This window comes from Psychrobacillus sp. FSL K6-2836, from assembly GCF_038003085.1.
Lineage (GTDB): Bacteria > Bacillota > Bacilli > Bacillales_A > Planococcaceae > Psychrobacillus.
The window spans coordinates 3,808,525-3,832,768 of sequence record NZ_JBBOOM010000001.1; the positions used below are offsets into that span (position 1 = coordinate 3,808,525).

Genomic DNA, 24,244 nt, shown 5'->3' on the forward strand with positions numbered 1-24,244 from the left:
TTAAATTATACTTGTAGTTAGAAGAAGTACAATTAATGGCATTGCTTTTTTAATGAATTTGGAGGGGAAATATGTTAACTAACAATCTTACTAACCTATTAAAAATAGACTATCCAATCATTCAAGCTCCGATGGCGGGGGGAATTACGACTTCTAAATTAGTCGCTGCTGTTTCGAATAATGGAGCACTTGGAATGATTGGAGCGGGATATATGAGTCCAATTCAATTACGAGAAGAAATCAGAGATATAAAGGAGCTAACTTCGAGTAATTTTGGAGTGAATCTATTTGTCCCGTGCGAATTTGAAATCTCGGAAAACGAAGTAGAAAAGACGAACCGTTTATTAAACCGATATCGTGAGGAACTGAACATACTAGAAGAAAAGATCACTCTTCCAAACATAGAAAATGCCTTTCAGTCTTATATGGAACAAATACAAGTAGTTATTGAAGAAAAAGTACCAATCTGCTCCTTTACATTCGGTGTTCCAACTGCTGACGTGATGGAAAAATTTAAACAACATAATGTAACTACAATTGGAACAGCTACAACTGTGGCAGAGGCAATTTCTATTGAGAAGCTTGGAATGGATGCAGTGGTTGTGCAAGGAAGTGAAGCTGGTGGGCACAGGGGAAACTTCATAAGTAATCATGAGGAAAGCTTAGTTGGTTTAATGTCTTTGATTCCACAAGTTGCAGACACTGTAAGTATTCCAGTAATTGCAGCTGGGGGGATTATGGACGGACGGGGACTAATGGCTGCATTATGTTTAGGGGCAAAGGCTGGTCAAATGGGCACTGCTTTTTTGACTTGTGAGGAAAGTGGTGCGCATCCTTTACATAAAGAAGCAATATTGCATTCGAAAGATGTGGATACGACATTAACTCGTACATTTTCAGGAAAATGGGCAAGAGGCATTAACAATAAATTTACAATGCAAATGGGAAAATTCGAAGGAACTATTCCAAACTTTCCAATACAAAATGCACTAACCAAATCGATTCGAAAAGCTTCTGCAAATCAAAATAACAAAGAATATATGTCACTATGGGCTGGTCAAAATGCGAAACTTGCTAGAGGCGAGACTGTGGAACAACTTGTTCAAAGGGTTATGGATGAAGCGAGGATAGTACCAGATAATCTGGTGTGAGTATAAAAGAATATGAGGCTGGGACAAAACCCACCTCAAAATTAAAAGCAGTTCAAATTTTACGATGAGTAAAGTTTGAACTGCTTTATTTTTATGTCTACTTCGTAACCGTTGTTCTCCGTTACGGCGGACGCTTTCCTGGGGGCACGGGTCGAGCCTGTAGTCTCTCCCACGCGCTTGTCCCCTGGGAGTCGCCGCCTTCACTCCGCACAACTAATATTTCTTCTATATTCAGTTAATCTCTATATAATTTCAGGCAACAAAAAAGGACATCTTCTGCTAATGTTTTAGTATCCTACTACCAAATTCTAAACGAAAGAAGTGTCCTTATGTTTAAAAATTATAACATGATACAGGTTGCCCATCGTATCATCCTCGTATGATGCTAAAACTGATTTTATGTGGGTACACACAATCCACTTTTTCAGGTCGTAAAATGGAGGATCTGACGAAAGATAGTATTCGCATGATGTGTCTAGCCCAAGGGTATGCGCCAAGTTACCGCACTATTTAACCGTTTCCGTGTACATCCAGATATGAAAGAATTGCTTCGCCAATGTTTTGTACAATTTCGTGGAAAGTCGTGGATTGATAATGAAATTGGGCTCGCATTCATGGCCACAAATTTAAGAAAATACGCGGTACGAGGATAACGCCTCGTCGGATATTTTCAAAATAAAATGCAAAAAGAGAAATCGCACTGTGCAATTTCTCTTTTTGCGTAAACTGAAACTAATTATGTCCCAGTCTCATTAATTTATATAATGCTTTTCGATAATTTCTAACACCAAACAATAATTTCATATGGTGTAGTTTGAGCAGGGATACTTCTTGTGGTAGGACCATAAATTACAATTAGATTTCGGTTTGCGGGATTTCTTGTAAAAGCTTGCCCATTTGTCAATAATATTCGAGTATATGGTGATATATTTAACTTTAATTGACCATCGCTACTTTCAAACTGGCTGTTGAAGTAGTCTACTTTCACATTTTGATTTGGATTTTCTTTTGCTATAACGAGTGCTCGATATTGTGGTGGATAAATAAGAGGAACAGGAGCATTTGCATCATAGTATCCGGTCACCCTGTCTCCAACCACTACCATTACATGGTCTACAAAATAAGTAGTGGGGGACACCACGAAATTTACTGAAGTTCCATTGCCGTTATCTACGGACATTAATGTATAACAACCTTCTCCTTCACCATTAGAGCCAATCATAAAATCACTAATCATGGTAACAGTACCATGAAAAGCTTGAAAATTTACCATACTCTAACCTCCATCGCTATTTAAACATGTACAGATACATGTTATGCATTTCTATGGTTTTGTGTTATCTGTAATAATTTTCCATGACAGGAGCTTTAGGAGGAAAAGTGGCCGGTTTCACAAACAACCTCTTGTTCCTTTTATGTATTGATAAAGATCATAAGTAGAGTATGGTAACTTATATGAAAATTTGACATTACAGTAAATACTCATAATAAGGCTCTTCTTGCTCTGTATCTTCAAACCACTTCATTCCCTTATAGGTAAAACCAATTTTTTCTAAAATCTTTAAAGAACTTTGATTTAGGGGGTCTGCTGATGCAGTAATGATTTTAGTATTTCCTTTATTTTTAGCTAGCTTCAGGCAAGCAACCGCAGCTTCTGTTGCAAAACCTTTCCCCCATTTGTTTTTGCTAAAATGATAAATTAACTCTATTACTTCCATAGAATCAGTTGGATTAAAACCAACTGCTCCGATTACTTCATCCGATTCTTTTTCTATTACTGCATAAACGGATAAACCTCTATCTTCTTGCAATTTACGATATCCTTCTATCACTTCAGGAAGCAACTCATGTGCAGAAGGCCCATCACACAGTGACATTACTTCTTCATCACCCCAAAATTGTTTTGCTGCCTCTACATGTGATTGATCAAATACACATAAATACAACCGTTCTGTTTCATAAATATTTTCCAATTATGTTCAACCCCCTATGCTAAAATCGTCTCTTGTTTACAATTTTTATCGCTTTTCCAGTATTAGCGAAATGCCATTTGGTGATGGACTTTAAAAATTCTTCTCCATGCTTCAAATAAATCTTAGCTGCTATTTCATCGACTTTTGCGCTTGCTCCTTTCGGTATCGTGGTGTTTGCTAATTCAGTTAAACGATCCATTTCCTTTAAAAATGCATATCTTGCAATAATGGATGCCGCTGCAACTGAAACATGAAGCTGTTCAGCTTTTGTAGAAAACAAAACATTTTCTCGGATTATTTCTTTCTCCGCTTTGATATGATTATAGTAAATACCACGCTCCGCAAACTGATCTATTAATATAAATGTTGGTTTTTCTGAACCCATTTTTTTCAGTACAAGTTTAAGTGCTTGGTTATGCATAAGCGCTTTTATTTTTCCTTGGGACCACCCACGGGATTGTATATCATTGTATTTTTCGTTTTTTAATACTAGGACGCTATGTGTTAAAGTCGCCATTAAGTCAGGTGCCATTTTGCGCATTACATCATCTGTTAGCATTTTGGAATCCTTGACACCTAGTTCTTTAACTAGTTCTACTTGTTCGCTACTTACAAAACAAGCTGCAACTGTAATTGGACCAAAATAATCCCCGGTTCCTGTTTCATCAGAACCTAGTACAGATAAGGAAGAAAAGTTAGGAGGTAAAATATCTCCTTTCGCTACACTTGTTGATGTAGATTGAATCGAACTTGTTCCCCAAAGTGAGGCCTCTCGTGTAGCGCCGTTTCCTTGAAACATAACCTTGCCCGATTTATAGATAGTAATGGCTGTATCTGCTAGCTTTGCTGCAAAAACAACACCAGGAGCAGAGCGTTCTACCTTAAATTTCATATAATGGGATTTTACTTTTTCTATTTCATTTGGCTTCATTAATAAGACTTCGTTTGACATTCGTTCGTTCCTTTCTTCACATCGTAATCTATTTCGTGTTATTATAGGTATTAGGATTTTCTGAGGAGGGTTATGGCTTTGTCAGAACAAGAAAAAACACGAATTTCGGTTGATATATATGGACAGAATTATAAAATGGTAGGTTCTGAATCTTCAGGCCATATGAGACTAGTAGCTTCTATAGTGGATGACAAAATGAGAGAAATACATTCACATAATAGTCAGCTAGACATTGCAAAGCTTGCAGTGCTCACAGCTGTAAATACTGTACATGATTACATAAAAGTAAAAGAACAATTAGAGCTACTTGAAGAAGAATTGAAAAGGTTAAAGGACTGAAAATATGTTAGATATAATTATATTAATATTACTTGTGGGTGGCTTAATAACTGGCGCAAAGCGCGGGTTGATTGTTCAACTTCTCCACATGACTGGTTTTATTATTGCATTAGTAGTAGCTTACTCTTATTATAAACCACTTGCAGATAAATTTGTTTTATGGATTCCATTTCCAGCTGTAACTGCTGGTTCTAAATTGACAATTGCGGTAGAAAGTTTAGATTTAGCTCAAACATTTTATCGAATTATTGCCTTTGCGCTTATTTTTATAGTGGTGAAATTTGCCTTACAAATGATTGCATCTATGTTTGACTTTTTAAAGTATTTACCTGTTTTGGGATTTGTAAGCAATATTATGGGTGCAATCTTAGGACTTATCGAATTTTATTTTATTTTATTTGTATTACTTTATGTATTTGCTCTTTTACCAATTGATTTTATCCAAAATTTAATGTCAGGTTCAATATTAACCGAATGGATGTTAGATCATACGCCAATCCTATCGGAAATGGTTAAAAATTGGTGGTATATTTATATTGAAAAATAACTTCTCTCGGTAGAGGGAAGTTTTTTTGAAAGGTTAAGAAAGTATATAATAATGTAGCGTGTCAACTGGGTTCACGGAACTTTTAAGAATGAATAATCCTGATGATTTCCGTTACATGTGGAGAACAAAGGCTAAGTGCGCCACGTCCTGTGGCAAAGCCTTTGTGACCAACATCCTGTTGGCCTCCGCGGGCGAGGCCGAGCCTCCTCGTTGAAAACATATGCTCCTACGGTTACTCGTCGCAAAGACATTGACCAAATAAAGTTTGGCCAATGTCTTCGCTACGCTACCAGCGGGATCTCGACTTTCTCGCTCATCCCGCTGGAGTCGCCACATTCCACTACAATCAATATAAGGAGTAGTACTCCACTAGGTGATTTGGCAAAACACATTGCTTAGATGATAAGATTTCCCTTAGTGCCAGTGTTAATTACCCCCTGACTTTTTATCCTATAATCCTCGTTTATTTAGCTGATACTATTTACAATTATCTGTTTTTATAAAGGGAATATGGTTGATTGGAGCGCAGGGCGGCGACTCCAGTGGGAACAGCAAATGTTTTCTGCACCGATAGCGAAGCGACAGGTGCACGAGCTGAAGACCCTGGACGGAGCGTAGCGAAAATCTTTTTTGCGACGAGCTTGCGCAGGAGCAAAGGAAGCGGCTGAAGCCGTGCCCACGGAAAGCGTCCACTCGGAGCGGAAATCACCGGCATATCTAGGTTTCTTATGTTAGCTATATTAGTTAATTGAAATGAAAGAGGTGTTATCGTTGGATAAGAAGACGATTATTAAAACTTTAGAAAAAATTGCGTTATATATGGAATTACAAGGTGAAAATCCTTTTAAAGTATCTGCTTTTCGAAAAGCTGCGCAAGTTCTAGAATTAGATGACAGAAGCTTGTCTGAAATGGATAATATTTTATCTTTAAAAGGGATTGGTGCAGCAACCGGAGCTGTAATAGAGGATTTAATCACAACTGGTGACTCTACTTTGCTTATGGAGCTACAAGAAACAGTGCCTAGTGGACTACTCCCGATGCTTAAAATTCCAGGACTTGGCGGCAAGAAAATTGCTAAGCTTTACAAGGAATTACATATTGACTCCGTTGACGCACTGAAGATTGCATGCGAAGAAGGGAGAGTTCAAGGTCTTCCCGGATTTGCCAAGAAGACGGAAGAGAAAATATTAGTAGAAATAGTAAACCTTCAATCAAAACCGGAACGAACCGCCGTTTGGCAAATCGAACCGATCGTAGAGCTAATCGAGCACAAACTTTCATCCATTTCATTAATTGAAAAGTTTTCTGTTGCTGGATCGTACAGAAGGGTCAAAGAATCAAGTAAGGATATCGATTTTATAATCGCTACGAGTTCTCCACAAGCAGTTAGAGAAGAATTATTAAAAGTACTTCCTGTACAAAAGATAATTGCTGCTGGAGATACGAAAGTTTCGGTAACTCTAGCTGTGGAAGTGGAGATTGATGTCGATTTCCGACTTGTGGAGTTAAACCAGTATGCCTCTGCATTAAATCATTTTACCGGATCGAAAGACCATAATATTAAAATGCGTCAGATTGCAAAAGACCAAGGCAAGAAGATCAGTGAATATGGTGTTGAACTTGCAGATGGAAGTGTCGAGCATTTTGAATCCGAAGAAGATTTTTATGCTTATTTTGATTTGCCTTTTATACCCCCAACTGTTCGAGAAGACGGATCGGAATTTTCCAAGTTAGATCAGCTGTCTTCCTTAGTTAAGCTAAAAGATATACAAGGTGATTTTCATATGCATACTACTTGGTCGGATGGGGCTCATTCTATAGAAGAAATGGTAGATGCTTGTCGTGCGAAAGGCTATTCACATATGGTGATTACGGATCATTCCAATTATTTAAAAGTAGCTAATGGGCTTTCTAAGGAACGATTATTAAACCAAATGGATATTATACATGAGCTTAATGAAAAATACTCAGATATTGAAATACTTACTGGTACCGAGATGGACATACTACCAGATGGCACACTTGATTTTGAAGATGATTTGCTTTCGCAACTAGACTTTGTAATAGCTTCCATCCATTCTAGTTTTAGTCAGCCGCAAGAAAAGATTATGGAAAGACTCTTAACGGCAGTAAAAAATCCTTATGTACATATGATTGCGCATCCAACGGGAAGAATAATCGAACAAAGAGATGGTTATAATCCAGATGTTCCAACTCTTATCGGATGGGCCCAAGAATATGGCAAGATTTTGGAGTTAAATGCAAATCCTTATCGTCTCGATTTGAACACAGAATATTTAAAGCTAGCACAAGAAAAGGGTGTTCCAATAGCCATTAATACGGATGCTCATCATATCGCTCAACTGAAATATATGGACATTGGTGTACGATATGCTCAAAAAGCCTGGTTGCATAAAGACAATATCGTGAACACTTGGTCCTTTGAGAAGTTTAAGCAATATATACAGAAATAATTAGGAGGTGCTTCGGTTGATAGCTGAAAGAGCACTGAGAACTTTAGAGTATTATAAAATTAGAGAAGAAGTTTCCAATTACTGTACTTCTTCTATTGGAAAAAGCCATATAGATAAGCTCATACCTTCCGTTGAGTTTACAGAAGTGACGAAGCTGTTAGAGGAAATGGATGAAGGTATGGCAATTCTCAGGTTACGTGGAAATGTACCAATGGGTGGGATGACAGATGTTCGACCTCATGCTAAACGTGCCCAAATTGGAGGTATGCTTAGCCCTACAGAGTTAATGGAGATAGCTAGTACTATTCGTGCAAGTAAAATATTGCGCCAGTTTTTAGAAAATGTAGCGGAATCGGAGGACGTTAAAATTCCTCACTTCCTAAGGAAAAAAGAAGATATTCCGGTTTTAACTGCTCTCGAACATGAGATTAATGATTGTATCGATGAAAATGGTTCAGTATTAGATAGTGCTAGTAGTACATTACGCTCTATTCGCCAACAATTACGCATTCAAGTAAGTCGTGTGCGTGAAAAACTAGAAAGCTATACAAGAGGGGCTAATGCTTCGAAAATGCTTTCAGATTCGATTATTACAATCAGAAACGATCGATATGTAATTCCCGTTAAGTCCGAATACCGTAGTCATTACGGTGGAATCATCCATGACCAATCCTCTTCGGGACAAACATTATTCATCGAGCCTTCAGCAGTAGTACAAATAAACAACGATATACGAAGCTTAAAAGTGAAGGAACAGGAAGAGATTAATCGTATCCTCATCAAATTGACAGCTGAGGTAGAAATAGTAGGACATGACATTTTTCTGTTAGTAAATGTACTTGGAGAAATTGATGTTATTCTAGCGAAAGCAAAATATGGTCAAGCCCAAAAATGTACGATGCCAATCATTAATAACGAAGGATATATTCGTTTAGTGAAAGCAAGGCATCCACTTATTCCAATAGAGACGGCTGTGCCAAATACAATTGAATTCGGGAAAGACATTACAACTATTGTCATTACCGGACCGAATACAGGTGGTAAAACGGTCACCCTGAAAACAGTTGGGCTTTGTACATTAATGGCCCAAAGTGGACTTCCTATTCCTGCCTTGGATGGCTCTGAAGTGGCATTATTCGAATCAGTATTTGCAGATATCGGAGATGAGCAATCTATTGAGCAAAGTCTAAGTACTTTTTCTTCTCACATGGTTAATATTGTCGATATATTAAAAAAATATGACGATAAGTCATTGATCATATTTGATGAGCTTGGAGCAGGAACCGATCCGCAAGAAGGTGCTGCACTCGCGATATCTATATTGGATGCTGTACATGGGACAGGTGCTCGAGTGATGGCTACGACACATTATCCTGAACTTAAGGCGTATGGATACAATAGACCTGGTGTTGCTAATGCAAGTGTTGAATTTGACATTGAAACTTTAAGTCCGACTTATAAACTATTAATAGGAGTTCCAGGAAGAAGTAATGCATTTGAAATATCCGAGCGACTTGGATTACCAGAGTATATTATTAACCAAGCACAAACCTTTACTGGGACAGACCGCGGAGAAGTGAACTCCATGATTGCATCTCTTGAGAACAGTCGTAGACAAGCAGAAAAGGATGCAGAAGAAACAGAAGTCCTTTTAGCTGAAGCTCGTAAAGTAAAAGAAGATGTAGAACTAAGGTTAGCTGAATTGGAACAGGGTAAAGAAAAACTAGAACAAAAAGCAAAAGATAAAGCAAAGAAAATTGTTGATGAAGCCCGACGAGAAGCAGATGAAATTATTAGTGAACTGCGTAAAATGCAAACAAATACACATAAGTTCGTAAAAGAACATGAATTGATCGATGCAAAAAAACGTCTAGATGCCGCTTTACCAGATAATCCTGTATTGAGGAAACAAAAGAAATTAAATGAAATGGCTCAAGAGTTGAAAACTGGGGATGAAGTAAAAGTAGTAAGCTTCGGTCAAAAAGGGACTCTGCTTGAGAAGTTGTCTAAAACGGAATGGTCTGTTCAAATTGGTATGTTAAAAATGAAATTAGACGAATCGGATCTTGAATTTGTAAAACCAGAGAAACAAAAACAGACCGTTTCAGTGAATTCTATTCGTGGCAGAGACTCACATGTAAAATTAGAGTTAGATCTTCGTGGAGAACGATATGAAGATGCTATAATGCGTACTGAAAAGTATTTAGATGACGCAATTCTTGCTAACTATCCAAGAATCTCTATTATTCATGGAAAAGGCACTGGAGTATTAAGACAAGCTATACAACAGTTTTTGAAAAACCATTCTCGTGTGAAAAGCTATCGTTTCGGCGAGGCTGGTGAGGGTGGTCACGGAGTAACAGTTGTTGAATTAAAATAATTTATAAATAATGAAACTTTTTATCGGGCTCTCCGTATAGAAGGAAAAGTTAAAAGGGGTTTTTAAGTATGCTTCTATCCAGTTTCTGGTCAAACCCACTTGTAGAGTCTGCAGGTTATTTTAGTGTTGTTATTCTATGCTTGCTCGTTTCGATGGTTATTTTTGAAGTCGTCACGAAGTATAAGAATTGGGAAGAAATAAAAAAAGGTAATGTAGCAGTTGCACTTGCTACTGGTGGGAAGATTTTTGGTGTGTGTAACATTTTTAGGTATTCCATAGAACAACACAATTCATTCTTTGAAATGGTTGGGTGGGGTTTATTTGGGTTTACATTACTAATTATTGCTTACCTGTTATTTGAGTTTTTAACTCCAAGCTTTAATGTTGATCAGGAAATCGAAAAGGATAATCGTTCAATTGGGTTTATTTCACTAGTTATTTCTGTAGGGTTATCATTTGTTATTGGTGCAAGTATTTCTTAGGAGCGGTTATAATGGAGAAATTGTCGAAAATTTTATTGGCTGTTGGGATACTTTTTATCTTAGTAGGTATAATATATATCGTTACAAATTAATATAATAAGTTACTAGCCTATTTGAAGACTGCAATGTAGCACTTTTTATCTTAATGATGAGGGAGTGAGCGTTGCAGTCTTTATTATTTCTTTCTAGTAAGCTTTCAAAAAAACTCTTTTTATTAAAGAATTGAATTGTCATTCAGTTTTCTCTATAATTAAAAATAGGAATATTCACGCTATTATAAACAAAGGGGGCATTCAAATGACAGAAAAGCCGTGGTTAGCGCAATATCCACCAGAAATTCCGCATACGCTCGATTATGAACATATTCCGGTTCAAGAATATTTAACAAGAGCGTATAAGAAATTTCCAACAAAGATTGCGATACATTTTATGGGGAGAGATGTATCTTACAAAGAGCTTTACGAGTCATCATTGAAGTTTGCTAACTATTTACAATCGATTGGTATCCAAAAGGGAGATAGAGTAGCAATTATGCTACCGAACTGTCCACAAGGGGTAATTGGTTACTACGGTGCATTATATGCGGGAGCGATTGTTGTTCAGACAAATCCTCTTTATACAGAAAGAGAAATTGCATATCAAATGAAGGACTCAGGAGCAAAAGCTATTTTAGTAATGGATATATTATATCCACGTGTTACAAAAGTTTTAAAAGATACAGATTTAGAGAACGTCATTGTTACTGGTATTAAGGATTACCTTCCATTTCCTAAAAATCTTATTTATCCATTTATTCAAAAGAAACAATACGGATTTAGTGTTAAAGTGGAGCACCGAGGGATAAACCACTTATTTACGGAAATTATGAAAGTTGGAAAATCTGAAGCGATTAATATGGCTTTCGATTTCGAAGAGGATATTGCACTTTTACAATATACAGGCGGTACAACAGGTTTTCCAAAAGGGGTTATGCTTACACATAAAAATTTAGTATCTAACACTGCTATGTGTACCGCATGGATGTACAAATGCAAAGAAGGTGAAGAAACTATTTTAGGCGTACTCCCATTCTTTCATGTGTATGGAATGACTACCGTTTTAGTATTTTCTGTTATGCTAGGTAATAGAATGGTATTATTGCCTAAGTTCGATGTAGAAACTGCACTAAAAACGATAGATAAGCAAAAACCAACTATTTTCCCAGGAGCTCCAACAATTTATATTGGTTTATTAAATCATCCAGATATCCAAAAATATGACTTATCTTCTATTGTCGCTTGTTTAAGTGGATCTGCTCCATTACCATTAGAGGTACAAGAGAATTTTGAAAAAATTACCGGTGGTAAATTAGTAGAAGGCTACGGTTTAACCGAAACCTCCCCTGTAGCCCATGCGAATCTGATATATAAGGAAGATCGAATTAAAGGATCAGTTGGTATTCCTTGGCCAGATACAGATGCGGCAATTTTCGCGGTTGATTCAACTACGCCATTACCATTTGGGGAAATTGGGGAAATCGCAGTTAAAGGACCTCAAGTAATGAAGGGTTATTGGAATCGACCAGAAGATACGGAAGCGACAATGCGTGATGGTTGGTTTTTAACTGGTGATTTAGGGTATATGGATGAAAGCGGTTACTTTTATGTGGTCGATCGAAAAAAAGATTTAATCATTGCTGGAGGATTTAATATTTATCCTAGAGATGTGGAAGAGGTACTATATGAACACCCGGCAATTCAGGAATGTGTTGTTGCTGGAGTTCCAGATCCATATAGAGGAGAAACAGTAAAAGCATATATAGTTGTTAAAGAGGGAGTAACTGTGACAGAAGATGAGTTAAATGCTTTTTGTCGTGAAAATTTGGCTGCATTTAAAGTGCCAAGAATCTATGAATTCAGAGCAGAACTTCCGAAGACGGCGGTAGGTAAAATTTTGAGAAGAACGCTAGTAGAAGAAGAAAAAGAGAAACAAAAACAAGTAGTTCAAAGTTAATTGATTATTGACAATCGATAAAATAAAATATAATATAAAAATATGAATGAATAATCATTCATATTTTTTTATTTTATTCAGCCCAAGCCGAATAAAAAAGCCTCCGGCGGATGTCGCAGATTTTGAATGAAGTTTTTTAAAGGATAGTAGCCTAAGTAACTTGCATTCATGCGGCGAAGGCAACCTTATCTGCATCACGCAGGCTTTAACTCAATTCAAAATCAGGACACAATTATGCCATGGCGTAATTGATAAATTGGTGGTGAATTCATATTGAAAAAGGACAAACCAAAATATAAGCAAATCATCGATGCAGCAATTATTGTAATCGCTGAAAATGGTTATCATCAGTCACAGGTTTCTAAAATAGCCAAACAGGCGGGAGTAGCTGACGGGACAATTTACTTATATTTTAAAAACAAAGAAGAAATTTTAGTTTCTGTTTTTGAAGAAAAAATGGAAATATTTGCGGATAATTTGAAAGAAATTATTGAACAAGACATTAGTTCTTCAGAAAAATTGTATAAAATGATTGAGAATCATTTTATGGTGTTATCAAGCGATCATCATTTAGCGACGGTCACCCAATTGGAATTAAGACAAGCCAATTTAGCATTGCGATTACGGATTAATGCAGTTTTAAGAAACTATTTAATATTATTAGATACCGTTTTAAAAGAAGGAATCGACCAAGGAGAATTTGATCATACGATCGATATTCGCTTAGCAAGACAAATGGTTTTTGGTACAATTGATGAGACGACTACTACCTGGGTCATGAACGAGCATAAATACGATTTAGTTGATCTTACAGGTAAAGTACATCGTCTATTGTTAAATGGTATAAAAGGTTAACAAAGGGGAGTGAGAAAATGGAATTTCTGTCATGGACTATTGAAGAGGGTGTAGCTACTGTTACATTAAATCGTCCACCAGCAAATGCTTTAGCAAGAGGGGTTATTTTAGAAGTAAATGAACTTTTAGATGCAGTTGAAAATGATGATGCAGTTCGAGTAGTCTTGCTAAAAGGGGAAGGTAGATTTTTCTCTGCAGGGGCAGATATAAAAGAATTTACCTCCATTACATCAGGAGAAGCATTCTCTGAGCTTGCAGCAAGTGGCCAAACAATTTTCGAAAGAGTGGAAACTTTCTCTAAACCAGTAATAGCTGCAATTCATGGAGCAGCACTTGGTGGAGGGCTTGAACTTGCGATGAGTTGTCATATTAGACTTGTTGCAGAAAATGCAAAACTTGGGTTGCCGGAATTGCAACTAGGTTTAATACCAGGTTTTGCTGGTACACAACGACTACCACGTTATGTTGGATTTGCGAAAGCGGCAGAAATGTTGTTAACAAGTGATCCAATAAGTGGGAAAGAGGCAGCTCAATTAGGTCTTGCAAACCAAGCTTACGCGGAAGAAGAATTATTTGAACATGCCAAAAAGCTAGCCGTTAAGATTGCGAAGAAGAGTCCAATTGCTGTAAAAAATGCTTTAGCAATGCTTCAATATGCTAAACCTGCTTCCTATCATGAAGGTGTAAGGGCAGAAGCAAATGCTTTTGGAACTGTCTTTGTTTCAGAGGATGCAAAAGAAGGCATTTCTGCATTTATTGAAAAAAGAGAACCTGTATTTAAAGGTAAATAATAATTTACATTGGGAGGATATCAATATGAATATTTATGTTTTAGTAAAACGTACATTTGATACAGAAGAGAAGATCGTTGTTAGCGGGGGTAAAATACAAGAAGATGGAGCAGAATTCATTATTAATCCTTATGATGAATACGCAATTGAAGAAGCGATCCAAGTTCGCGATGCTCAGGGTGGAGAAGTAACAGTTCTTACAATGGGTGGAGAAGACGCTGAGAAGCAACTTCGTACAGCACTAGCAATGGGCGCAGATAAAGCTGTCCTTATTAATATAGAGGATGATGTAGAAGAGTTGGATCAATTTACTGCTGCACATATTATCTCGGAATACTTAAAGGATAAAAATCCGGATTTAATATTAGCTGGTAACGTAGCAATTGATGGTGGATCAGGACAAGTAGGGCCACGAGTTGCTGAAAGCCTTGGTATTAACTATGTAACTACTATTACAAACTTAGAGATAAATGGGACTACAGTGACTATTAAACGTGATGTTGAAGGAGATACGGAAGTATTAGAAACTTCATTGCCATTATTGGTTACTGCTCAGCAAGGTCTAAATGAGCCACGTTATCCATCTCTTCCAGGAATTATGAAGGCGAAGAAAAAGCCACTAGAAGAAGTAGAATTAGATGACTTAGATATCGATGAAGACGATGTAGAAGCAAAAACAGAAACAATCGAAATTTATTTACCTCCTAAAAAGGAAGCTGGAAAAGTATTAGAAGGCGAGCTAGCTGATCAAGTAAAAGAGTTAGTTCATTTACTTCACTCGGAAGCGAAAGTCGTTTAACTTATTCAGAAAAGATTATTTTGCATAGGAGCGAATACGCTGAGGAGTATTTGAACCGAATTAATTTTACTATTAGGAGGAAAATAGCATGTCTAAAAAAGTATTAGTATTAGGAGAAGCGCGTGAAGGTGCTCTTCGTAACGTATCATATGAAGCAATCGCTGCAGCTAAACAAATTTCAAGCGGCGGAGAAGTTGTTAGTGTTCTATTAGGAGATTCAGTGGGAGAATTAGCTGCTAATCTTGGTAAATATGGCGCTGATCGTGTAATTACTGTGGAACATCCACATTTAAAGCAATATACTTCAGATGGCTATGGTCAAGCATTGTTAGCGGTTATTGAGCAAGAAAATCCAGAGGCAATTGTATTTGGTCATACAGCGCTTGGGAAAGATTTATCTCCTAAAATTGCAAGTAAGCTGCAAATTGGTTTAGTATCAGACGTAACTTCTATTGAAGGTGAAGGCGAAGCGGCTGTTTTCATCCGCCCGATCTATTCAGGCAAAGCTTTTGAAAAAGTAAAAGTGAAGGCTGGTATTGAATTTATCACTATCCGTCCTAATAATATTGCACCACTTGCAAAAGATGACAGTAAGTCAGCTGACGTTTCATCCTTGTCAGTAGATATTACAAACCTTCGTACAATTATAAAAGAAGTAGTTCGTAAATCTACAGAAGGTGTAGATTTATCAGAGGCAAAAGTTGTTATTGCTGGTGGACGTGGAGTTAAAAGTGAAGAAGGATTCGCACCTTTAAAAGAGCTTGCAGATGTATTAGGTGGAGCAGTTGGTGCTTCTCGTGGAGCTTGTGACGCTGATTATTGTGATTATTCGTTACAAATTGGACAAACTGGTAAAGTAGTAACTCCAGACCTTTATATCGCAGCAGGTATTTCCGGAGCGATTCAGCATTTAGCTGGTATGTCTAACTCGAAAATTATTGTAGCTATCAACAAAGATCCTGAAGCAAATATTTTCAAAGTAGCGGACTACGGTATCGTCGGAGATTTGTTCGAAGTAATTCCAATGCTTACAGAAGAGTTCAAAAAACTAAAAGTAAACGCTTAATAATAGAAGTGGCTGTCCAAAAGAATAACTTTTGGGCAGCTTTTTTTTGAAAGAAGATATATATAAATACAGCATGAATACTGGTTTACAGAACTTATAAGAATGAATAATACTACCGATTTCCGTTCCAGGCGGACGCTTTCCGCGGGGTGAGCGATGAGCCATCACCGTCGCTTGCGCGTCGATGTGACGTCTCATCTGTCTCACTCATCCCGCTGGAGTCGACGCCTTTCACTACAATCAATATAATGTGTAGTACTCCACTTTAAGATATAGCAAAGCCTATCGCTTAGATGATAAGTGTAGTCAAAGTTAATATGGTGATAAAACCATCTGCCGTTTAGGGGGCTGGTTCTGTCATGAAGGATGAAGAAAGTAGATTTACTTTTATACTAGTGGAATAAGAAAAATAGTAAGTGCTTACTAAAGAAAGTAGGGAAAGAGCGAACGAAATTGCATCTTCGAGAGCTTCCTTTATGAATAGGAAAGTTGTCGTTTCTCTGGAGCGGAAAGCGTCCGCCTGAAGCAGAAATCAATGTTGTTCTAATTTCACTATTTAACATACTTTTATGAAATTGACACACTTAATGTCTTATACGTTGAATAATAAATTTTGTTTCATTCTTATTGAACGTTTTAGTCTTTTTTTATAAATCATCACTTAAAATGATAGGGAACTGGTTTTGTACTTTGAGGGAGCATACGCTTTTCTATTTCGAGCTAATATGTAGATGTTGATATTTCTGTCTGTTATAATCATTACATAGTAGATAAAGGAGGAATTTTAATATGGCAATAGTTCACGGAACAGATCAAACTTTTAATTCAGAAATAGAAGAAGGATTAGTATTAGTAGATTTTTGGGCAACATGGTGCGGACCTTGTAAAATGATTGCTCCTGTATTAGAAGAAATGGACGCTGAAATGAGCGACAAAGTTAAAATTGTAAAAGTAGATGTTGATGAAAACCAAGCAACTGCTAGTCAATTCGGTATTATGTCTATCCCAACTCTAGTATTATTTAAAGATGGGCAACCTGTAGACAAAGCAGTAGGGTTCCAACCAAAAGAAGCATTAGTACAATTTGTAGAAAAAAACGCATAATATAAAACCGGGTGCTACATAGTGCCCGGTTTTTTTAAACGGGTGATAATATGAATGATTTAATAGAACAAAAATGTGCCATCCTACCAGATGAGCCAGGATGTTACTTAATGAAAGACCGACAAGGGACTATTATATACGTCGGCAAAGCAAAGATATTAAAAAATCGGGTGCGCTCTTATTTCAAAGGAGCTCATGATGGTAAAACGCTGCGATTAGTGCAAGAAATTGTTGACTTTGAATATATCGTCACTTCATCTGAGCTGGAAGCTTTAATACTAGAGCTCCATCTTATTAAAAAGCATGATCCAAAATATAATATTATGTTAAAAGATGATAAAACGTATCCATATATTAAAATTACTGCGGAACAAGATCCTCGACTGATCATTACAAGGCAGGTAAAAAAAGATAAAGGGAAATACTTCGGACCTTATCCAAATTCTCATGCGGCACATGAAACGAAAAAACTTCTAGATCGTTTATATCCACTTCGTAAATGTCAAAAGATGCCAAATAGAGTTTGTCTATACTACCATATGGGACAGTGTTTAGCTCCCTGTGTGAAAAAAGTGGAAGAAAATGCTTATGATACAATCATTCATGAAATTATTAGTTTCTTGAATGGCGGGCATACGCAAGTGAAAAAAGAATTGGTTGCGAAAATGAATTCAGCTGCAGAAGCACTTGAATTTGAACGAGCAAAAGAGTATCGCGATCAAATTTCACATATCGAACAAGTGATGGAAAAACAAAAAATGACGATGAATGATTTCACAAGCAGAGATATTTTTGGTTTCCATGTAGATAAAGGCTGGATGTGTGTGCAAGTATTCTTTATACGACAAGGGAAGCTTATAGAAAGAGACGTTTCGCTATTTCCTATTTTCCGAGATCCTGAAGAGGAGTTTATAACATTTTTAGGTCAATTTTATGCGAAGTCAGAACATATTAAACCTAAAGAAATTTATGTTCCTATAAGTACGGATATCGACTTGGCTTCAAAGCTTCTAGAGATGAAGGTTTTTGTTCCACAAAGAGGCACGAAAAAAAATCTAGTCGAATTAGCGGAAAAGAATGCTCAAATAGCACTTACGGAGAAATTCCATTTGATTGAAAGACAAGAGGAACGGACGATCGGAGCAGTAGAGCAGCTTGGTGATTCGATGGGGATTGCAGCTCCAATGCGCATTGAAGCTTTTGATAATTCGCATATTCATGGGACTGATGCAGTATCCGCAATGGTTGTTTTTATCGATGGTAGGTCCAGTAAAAAGGATTATCGTAAATATAAAACAAAAACTGCAGCTAAACATGATGATTACGGAGCAATGCGTGAAGTTGTACGTAGAAGATATACTCGTGTACTTAAGGAAAATTTGCCGCTACCTGATTTAATCATTATTGATGGAGGCAAAGGACAAATTGAAGCTGCACGTGAAATTATAGAGGATGAGCTTGGGCTAGATATTCCAATTGCAGGTCTTGCAAAGGATGGCAAGCATCAAACTTCGCAGCTTATTTACGGAGACCCTTTGGAGCTAATACCGATGAAGCGGACTAGTGAAGGTTTTTATTTGCTACAACGAATTCAGGATGAGGTCCATCGATTTGCTATAACATTCCATAGGCAGCAACGAGGAAAGCATACGATTGCATCTTCGCTGGATGGTATTGAAGGTATCGGACCTCAGCGGAAAAAGTTATTATTAAAACATTTTGGTTCCTTAAAGAAAATTCAAGCTGCAAGTAAAGATGAATTAATGGCGGCGGGACTTCCGAGTAAACAGGCAGATATAATGATTGGTCATTTTCAGAAAAATGTATTGTCTTCTGAATAATCATGTGTTATGGTTATATGAATTTAATATTCACTGTATTTAAGTGAAGATAGAGGTGCGATTAGACATCAGTACTCAGCAGGAGGAAGGAAAGTTCCTAGAATGGCTGAGGAAAGGGTTTTTCGCCGAAACATAGAATAGCTTTTCCTATTTTATTGTTGGTTCTGCATTTAATAGATGTAGGATTGTCAGAATTTATATTCTGGAGGGCTATCTCACATGGGCAGATTTTTTGGACCGTGTATGAGACAATGCTTTTCACAATATGTGAAAAGCATTTTTTGATCCTTTCAGTAAAGAGAAACTTCAATTGATGGGGATTTTCTTCATTCCCTATTATGTTAGTTGAACCATTCGGGCTTTAACGGGCAGTTGATTTCCCACATAGGCCATTGTACATTGTGGATTCGTTGAAGTGGGAGTCTCACTGCACGTGAAAGCGGGACAAAAAAGGGAGCGGATATACATGACTAAAATTGTAATGAAGTTTGGCGGTACTTCAGTTGAATCAACAGAAAAAATTTCAAATGTTGCTAATCGGGTGAAACGTGAAAAAGAAAAAGGAAATGATATTGTCGTTGTTGTATCTGCAATGGGTAAAACAACAGATGAATTAGCAAACCTTGCTTTCGGATTAGCGGAATCACCATCCAAACGAGAAATGGACATGCTTTTATCGAATGGTGAGCAGGTTACGATGGCATTACTAGCTATTAAGTTAAATGCAATTGGGATAGATGCCATCTCTCTAACTGGTGCTCAGGCAGGTCTCATAACAGATAATGTACATAGAAATGCAAAAGTACTAAAACTGGATCCTTCTAAAATTGACGGTTTACTTGCCACAAATAAAGTAGTTATTGTAGCGGGTTTCCAGGGGATAACAGAAGCTGGAGAGATTACTACTCTTGGCAGAGGAGGATCTGATACAACTGCTGTAGCTATTGCTGCTTCCATCGGAGCTGAGATTTGCGACATTTATACGGATGTTGATGGTATTTATACATCCGATCCACGTTATATTGAGAATGCTCGAAAACTTGACCAACTTGAATATGACGAAATGCTTGAACTAGCTAACTTAGGCGCAGGGGTATTACATCCACGTGCTGTTGAATTTGCTAAAAACTATAAGGTTCCATTACGAGTACGCTCAAGCTATAAAGATGGAGAAGGAACGATTTTGAAGGAGGAAGTAGATGTGGAAAATAATTTAGTAGTTCGTGGGGTAGCGTTTGAATCCGATATCGTTCGATTAACTATAGAATATGAGGTGCCATTTAATGGCTCTTTAGCTTCTATTTTCACAACTCTAGCTACAAACCATATAAACGTGGATATAATTGTTCAGTCGATAGTTGATGGAGTGAAGCCAGCAGTTTCTTTTTCTATAAAAAAAGAATCTCTGGCTGAAGCGATAACAGTTTTAGAAACACATAAACAAACGCTTGGCTTTACCTTCGCAGATTTTGAAGTAGGTCTTTCAAAGGTTTCTATTGTAGGTTCTGGTATGGTTTCGAACCCAGGTGTTGCAGCTCAAATGTTTGATCGCCTGAGAACAGAGAATATTCCTGTGAAAATGGTAAGTACATCTGAGATAAAAGTGTCTGTTGTAGTACCTCAGCAACATATGATTGAAGCCGCAAATGCCTTGCATGACGAATTCGATCTTGCGTTAACCCATCAATCGGTACAATAATTTATAGTTTAAAGTAACGATGAAATTAAACTATCTCAAATAAAATCAAATTGATTTTTAAAGAGGTCGATTGTGACGCAGTCACGATCAGCCTCTTTTTTCTATGGTAATTTTATGGCGTTAGTCTGCCCGTCGCCCTCCTATAACTCTTAGAAAGAGGTTAGTGCGTTTTTGGATAACTAGAGAAAAGATGCTTTCCTAATCATAGAGTAAGCGCCAGAAGATACAATTTCTGGCGCTATTTGGCTTCTTTTGGGTAAACACTTACTATTTCTCTTTATTTCCACTAGTATTAAGAAAAATCTATTTCCTTTATCCATCATTAAAATAATTGCATCTCATTAACTAAAACTAATTCTATTTTCATAATCATAACCAATGCTAAATCTAATATTGAGTACTACACACTATATTGATTATAGTTAAAGGGCGACTTCGGCGGGATGAGGGAGACAGATGAGTTATCACAGCGACGCGTTGAGCTGTGGTGATAGCTCATCGCTTCCCCTGCGGAAAGCGTCCACTTGTTTCTTCATCGCTACGCTAGCTTCGAAACATGAAAGTGGGTTGAAACTGAAATCAGTAGTATCTTTCATTAATGATAGTAATTTTGAAGAACATTTTTATATACGCTTATCTATTGAAAAAGGGTGACAGGAAAAGTCAAAAATGACTAACCTGTTACCCTTTAGTTTTAGAATCCCATTTTATCTGTAAAGAGACTAAGCCGTTCTTTTTAACTTCCTCGTCGTAACATTCGGTTAAATAGCCAGTAAGCTTTTGTTGTTGTTCAGCTAAAAAACCTGCTTCTAATCGGTGACTTCTGCTCTGTCCACTCTGAGGTAGATTATATGTACTTAACGTATAGAAAGTAGAATCTTTTGTTGTTTTTTCTAAATGTAAAGTGCCCCAACCAGCTTCATTGAAAAACGTGACGGCTTCTTCCATCGAATAAAGGGGGAATTTTCGAGCTAAATCTTTTCCAGCCCAATATAATATATCTTTTTCATGTTTTCCGAGAATAGAAGTAAGCACGTGGTCTCTTATTAACTCATATCCAAAGGAAGTTACATGTGAATGTTCCTTTTCATTCAAGTAGCAACCCTTCTTTCCAAAAATCATTATTGCCTATTTATTTTATCATAAAAAAATAGTAATGGGGACCAGAATAGATTGTGATTAATTAAACAAATTATTATCCAAAATAGGTAAAGGAATCCAAATGAAAATTCAGAAACATACCTTGACGCTCCAAAATGATGAGAGTACAATGGATATGTCATAAATACGTAACATGATGATGTGAAAGATTTGAAAACAATTGTTTTTTTGCGATAGTTTTCAAACTATCAGTCGGAAATTTGAGGGGGTAATTGTTTTGTCGAAGGAGCGCGAATTTTATTGGCGTCGACTGCATTCCTTACTAGGTATTATTCCTGTAGGTTTGTTTTTAACGCAGCATTTAGTAGTAAACCATTTTGCTACAAGAGGTGCAGAAGCATTTAATAGTGCAACTCACTTTATGGAGAGTCTACCATTTAAGTTATTGTTAGAAATCTTCGTAATATATCTACCATTAATGTTCCATGCATTTTACGGAATTTATATTGCATTCACTGCAAAAAATAATCCGAAAAACTTTGGTACATTAAGAAACTATTTATTTATTTTGCAACGCTTTACTGGAATTTTCCTTGTAGTATTTATTGCATGGCATGTTTTTGAAACACGTTTCCAAGCTGCTATTGGAGCAAAAGAAGTTAACTTTAACATGATGGAAGAGATCTTATCTAATCCATGGATGTTAGGTTTCTATATCGTAGGTGTTATTTCGGCTACATTCCATTTAGCTAACGGTATTTGGTCATTCTTAGTTAGCTGGGGTATTACACAATCTGCAAGATCACAACAAATTGCAACTTACGTAACATTAATAATCTTCTTAGCGTTATCTGTAGTTGGCGTACAAGCTCTTCTAGCATTCGTTTAAGAAACTGTAAAGACGTTCAACTACTATTAAATCGAGGAGTGAGAATAGCATGGCAAAAAGTAAACTGATTGTTGTCGGCGGTGGATTAGCTGGCTTGATGGCAACAATGAAAGCTGCCGAGGATGGCACGCACGTAGATCTATTTTCAATAGTACCTGTAAAACGTTCACACTCTGTTTGTGCACAAGGCGGTATTAACGGAGCTGTAAATACAAAAGGTGAAGGAGATTCTCCAGCAGTACATTTAGATGATACTATATATGGTGGAGATTTCTTAGCAAACCAAAAACCAGTAAAAGCAATGGCAGATGCAGCACCTGGGATTATTAGTTTATTTGACAGAATGGGTGTTATGTTCAACCGTACACCTGAAGGATTATTAGATTTCCGTCGTTTTGGTGGTACAATGATGCACCGTACAGCATTTGCTGGTGCAACAACTGGCCAACAATTACTTTATGCACTAGACGAGCAAGTTCGTCGTTTTGAAGTAGACGGTTTAGTAACAAAATTCGAAGGATGGGAATTCCTTGGAATTATTAAAGATAACGAAGGCGTATGTCGTGGTATTAAAGCGCAAAACCTTCTAACAATGGAAATTCGTGCGTTCCGCGGAGATGCAGTTATTATGGCTACTGGTGGCCCTGGAATTATTTTCGGGAAAACTACTAACTCTATCATCAATACTGGTTCTGCTGCTTCAATCGTATATCAACAAGGTGCTTATTATGCAAACGGAGAATTTATCCAAATTCACCCAACTGCAATCCCTGGTGACGATAAACTACGTTTGATGTCAGAATCTGCACGTGGTGAGGGTGGACGTATTTGGACATACAAAGACGGTAAACCTTGGTACTTCCTAGAAGAAAAATATCCTGCCTACGGTAACTTAGTTCCACGTGATATTGCAACACGTGAAATCTTTGACGTATGTGTTAACCAAAAGCTAGGTATTAATGGAGAAAACATGGTTTATCTAGATCTTTCACACAAGGATCCACATGAACTAGACGTTAAACTTGGTGGTATCATTGAAATTTACGAGAAATTCACTGGTGATGACCCTCGTAAAGTTCCAATGAAAATTTTCCCTGCAGTTCACTATTCAATGGGCGGACTATGGGTCGATGATGATCAAATGACGAATATTCCAGGATTATTTGCTGCTGGAGAATGTGATTTTTCACAGCATGGTGCTAACCGTTTAGGAGCTAACTCCTTACTTTCAGCTGTTTTCGGCGGAAGTGTTGCAGGACCAAATGCAGTTAAATATATGAGTCATCTTAAAACTCATGCAGTTGATATGGATGATTCTATCTTTGAAGCTGAACTAAAACTGGAACAAGAGAAATGGGACAAAGTTATGTCTATGAAAGGTACGGAAAATGCGTACTTACTTCATAAAGAACTTGGTGAATGGATGACGGATAACGTAACTGTTGTTCGTTATAATGATAAATTAGAAGCAACTGATAAGAAAATTCAAGAGCTTTTAGAGCGTTTTGAAAATATTAATATGGATGACACGCAACAATGGTCTAACCAAGGCGCATCATTTACTCGTCAGTTAAAAAATATGTTATATTTAGCACGTGTTATTACATTAGGTGCGCTTAATCGTAATGAAAGCCGTGGAGCGCATTACAAGCCTGACTTCCCAGAGCGTAATGATGAAGAGTTCTTGAAAACAACGATGGCGAAATTTGATCCAGCTACAGGGGCTCCAGTTTTACATTATGAAGAAGTAGATATATCTCTTATTGCACCTCGTAAACGCGATTATTCTGCGAAAGGGGACAATTAAT

General features: G+C 37.1%; 20 protein-coding genes, 1 pseudogene and 1 riboswitch. Of the genes and pseudogenes, 17 read left to right on the top strand and 4 right to left on the bottom strand.

All coding sequences use genetic code 11. From position 1 onward, the window contains the following. Positions 1-71: 71 nt before the first annotated feature. Positions 72-1,151 (top strand): NAD(P)H-dependent flavin oxidoreductase, encoded by a 1,080-nt coding sequence (locus MKY37_RS18430; protein ID WP_340779212.1) that lies wholly within the window; start codon positions 72-74, stop codon positions 1,149-1,151. 349 nt (positions 1,152-1,500) lie between these two features. Continuing rightward, positions 1,501-1,726 (top strand): annotated as a pseudogene (locus MKY37_RS18435) (transposase); the annotation flags it as partial. A 206-nt stretch (positions 1,727-1,932) separates the two neighbouring features. Here MKY37_RS18435 and MKY37_RS18440 read toward each other — a convergent pair. The 3 genes from MKY37_RS18440 to rnhC form a co-directional block, all read right to left on the bottom strand. Then, positions 1,933-2,424, bottom strand: a complete 492-nt coding sequence (locus MKY37_RS18440) for a hypothetical protein (RefSeq protein WP_340779213.1) — start codon at positions 2,422-2,424, stop codon at positions 1,933-1,935. 196 nt (positions 2,425-2,620) lie between these two features. Next, positions 2,621-3,124, bottom strand: coding sequence for a GNAT family N-acetyltransferase (locus MKY37_RS18445; RefSeq protein ID WP_340779214.1), 504 nt, complete (start codon positions 3,122-3,124; stop codon positions 2,621-2,623). A gap of 19 nt (positions 3,125-3,143) precedes the next feature. Next, the gene (rnhC, locus tag MKY37_RS18450; protein ID WP_340779215.1) at positions 3,144-4,076 is read right to left on the bottom strand and encodes a ribonuclease HIII; all 933 of its coding nucleotides are present in this window, start codon (positions 4,074-4,076) and stop codon (positions 3,144-3,146) included. A gap of 78 nt (positions 4,077-4,154) precedes the next feature. Between rnhC and zapA the strand changes: the two genes are divergently transcribed. From zapA to MKY37_RS18515, 13 genes are all read left to right on the top strand, one after another. After that, on the top strand, positions 4,155-4,415 hold the full coding sequence (zapA, locus tag MKY37_RS18455; protein WP_211894803.1) for a cell division protein ZapA: 261 nt from the start codon (positions 4,155-4,157) through the stop codon (positions 4,413-4,415). A gap of 4 nt (positions 4,416-4,419) precedes the next feature. Beyond that, complete coding sequence (locus tag MKY37_RS18460) at positions 4,420-4,962, top strand: CvpA family protein (protein WP_340779216.1); 543 nt, start codon at positions 4,420-4,422, stop codon at positions 4,960-4,962. Between the two features lie 771 nt (positions 4,963-5,733). Further along, on the top strand, positions 5,734-7,437 hold the full coding sequence (gene polX, locus MKY37_RS18465; RefSeq protein ID WP_340779218.1) for a DNA polymerase/3'-5' exonuclease PolX: 1,704 nt from the start codon (positions 5,734-5,736) through the stop codon (positions 7,435-7,437). 16 nt (positions 7,438-7,453) lie between these two features. Next, on the top strand, positions 7,454-9,817 hold the full coding sequence (locus tag MKY37_RS18470) for an endonuclease MutS2 (RefSeq protein WP_340779219.1): 2,364 nt from the start codon (positions 7,454-7,456) through the stop codon (positions 9,815-9,817). Positions 9,818-9,885: 68 nt separating this feature from the next. Next, positions 9,886-10,299: a DUF350 domain-containing protein gene (locus tag MKY37_RS18475; RefSeq protein ID WP_340779220.1), complete on the top strand. Its 414-nt coding sequence runs from the start codon at positions 9,886-9,888 to the stop codon at positions 10,297-10,299. 297 nt (positions 10,300-10,596) lie between these two features. Then, positions 10,597-12,291, top strand: a complete 1,695-nt coding sequence (locus MKY37_RS18480) for a long-chain-fatty-acid--CoA ligase (RefSeq protein ID WP_340779221.1) — start codon at positions 10,597-10,599, stop codon at positions 12,289-12,291. A gap of 273 nt (positions 12,292-12,564) precedes the next feature. Further along, positions 12,565-13,146, top strand: coding sequence for a TetR/AcrR family transcriptional regulator (locus tag MKY37_RS18485; protein ID WP_340779222.1), 582 nt, complete (start codon positions 12,565-12,567; stop codon positions 13,144-13,146). A 17-nt stretch (positions 13,147-13,163) separates the two neighbouring features. Continuing rightward, positions 13,164-13,937: an enoyl-CoA hydratase gene (locus MKY37_RS18490; RefSeq protein WP_340779223.1), complete on the top strand. Its 774-nt coding sequence runs from the start codon at positions 13,164-13,166 to the stop codon at positions 13,935-13,937. Positions 13,938-13,962: 25 nt separating this feature from the next. Next, on the top strand, positions 13,963-14,736 hold the full coding sequence (locus tag MKY37_RS18495) for an electron transfer flavoprotein subunit beta/FixA family protein (RefSeq protein ID WP_340779224.1): 774 nt from the start codon (positions 13,963-13,965) through the stop codon (positions 14,734-14,736). An 88-nt stretch (positions 14,737-14,824) separates the two neighbouring features. Continuing rightward, positions 14,825-15,802, top strand: coding sequence for an electron transfer flavoprotein subunit alpha/FixB family protein (locus tag MKY37_RS18500; protein WP_340779225.1), 978 nt, complete (start codon positions 14,825-14,827; stop codon positions 15,800-15,802). A gap of 789 nt (positions 15,803-16,591) precedes the next feature. After that, positions 16,592-16,906: a thioredoxin gene (trxA, locus tag MKY37_RS18505; RefSeq protein WP_211894793.1), complete on the top strand. Its 315-nt coding sequence runs from the start codon at positions 16,592-16,594 to the stop codon at positions 16,904-16,906. 50 nt (positions 16,907-16,956) lie between these two features. Then, the gene (gene uvrC / locus MKY37_RS18510; protein WP_340779227.1) at positions 16,957-18,747 is read left to right on the top strand and encodes an excinuclease ABC subunit UvrC; all 1,791 of its coding nucleotides are present in this window, start codon (positions 16,957-16,959) and stop codon (positions 18,745-18,747) included. 42 nt (positions 18,748-18,789) lie between these two features. Beyond that, a riboswitch (Lysine riboswitch) is annotated at positions 18,790-18,968 on the top strand. A 245-nt stretch (positions 18,969-19,213) separates the two neighbouring features. Then, entirely contained in the window at positions 19,214-20,446 is a 1,233-nt protein-coding gene (locus MKY37_RS18515) for an aspartate kinase (protein ID WP_340779228.1), read from the top strand. Positions 20,447-21,127: 681 nt separating this feature from the next. On the opposite strand, the gene MKY37_RS18520 is transcribed toward MKY37_RS18515, so the two are convergent. Beyond that, the gene (locus MKY37_RS18520; protein WP_340779229.1) at positions 21,128-21,541 is read right to left on the bottom strand and encodes a YslB family protein; all 414 of its coding nucleotides are present in this window, start codon (positions 21,539-21,541) and stop codon (positions 21,128-21,130) included. Between the two features lie 283 nt (positions 21,542-21,824). On the opposite strand from MKY37_RS18520, the gene MKY37_RS18525 reads away from it, so the two are divergent. Continuing rightward, entirely contained in the window at positions 21,825-22,436 is a 612-nt protein-coding gene (locus MKY37_RS18525) for a succinate dehydrogenase cytochrome b558 subunit (protein WP_340779230.1), read from the top strand. A 49-nt stretch (positions 22,437-22,485) separates the two neighbouring features. Further along, positions 22,486-24,243: a succinate dehydrogenase flavoprotein subunit gene (gene sdhA, locus MKY37_RS18530; RefSeq protein ID WP_340779231.1), complete on the top strand. Its 1,758-nt coding sequence runs from the start codon at positions 22,486-22,488 to the stop codon at positions 24,241-24,243. Position 24,244 lies beyond the last annotated feature (1 nt).

Excerpts from the sequence above, each read along its gene's own strand:
- sdhA (WP_340779231.1), top strand. The coding sequence starts at position 22,486 with ATGGCAAAAAGTAAACTGATTGTTGTCGGCGGTGGATTAGCTGGCTTG.
- MKY37_RS18475 (WP_340779220.1), top strand. The coding sequence starts at position 9,886 with ATGCTTCTATCCAGTTTCTGGTCAAACCCACTTGTAGAGTCTGCAGGT.
- MKY37_RS18430 (WP_340779212.1), top strand. The coding sequence starts at position 72 with ATGTTAACTAACAATCTTACTAACCTATTAAAAATAGACTATCCAATC.
- trxA (WP_211894793.1), top strand. The coding sequence starts at position 16,592 with ATGGCAATAGTTCACGGAACAGATCAAACTTTTAATTCAGAAATAGAA.
- MKY37_RS18495 (WP_340779224.1), top strand. The coding sequence starts at position 13,963 with ATGAATATTTATGTTTTAGTAAAACGTACATTTGATACAGAAGAGAAG.
- MKY37_RS18440 (WP_340779213.1), bottom strand. The coding sequence starts at position 2,424 with ATGGTAAATTTTCAAGCTTTTCATGGTACTGTTACCATGATTAGTGAT.
- MKY37_RS18515 (WP_340779228.1), top strand. The coding sequence starts at position 19,214 with ATGACTAAAATTGTAATGAAGTTTGGCGGTACTTCAGTTGAATCAACA.
- MKY37_RS18460 (WP_340779216.1), top strand. The coding sequence starts at position 4,420 with ATGTTAGATATAATTATATTAATATTACTTGTGGGTGGCTTAATAACT.
- uvrC (WP_340779227.1), top strand. The coding sequence starts at position 16,957 with ATGAATGATTTAATAGAACAAAAATGTGCCATCCTACCAGATGAGCCA.
- MKY37_RS18480 (WP_340779221.1), top strand. The coding sequence starts at position 10,597 with ATGACAGAAAAGCCGTGGTTAGCGCAATATCCACCAGAAATTCCGCAT.
- rnhC (WP_340779215.1), bottom strand. The coding sequence starts at position 4,076 with ATGTCAAACGAAGTCTTATTAATGAAGCCAAATGAAATAGAAAAAGTA.
- MKY37_RS18490 (WP_340779223.1), top strand. The coding sequence starts at position 13,164 with ATGGAATTTCTGTCATGGACTATTGAAGAGGGTGTAGCTACTGTTACA.
- MKY37_RS18500 (WP_340779225.1), top strand. The coding sequence starts at position 14,825 with ATGTCTAAAAAAGTATTAGTATTAGGAGAAGCGCGTGAAGGTGCTCTT.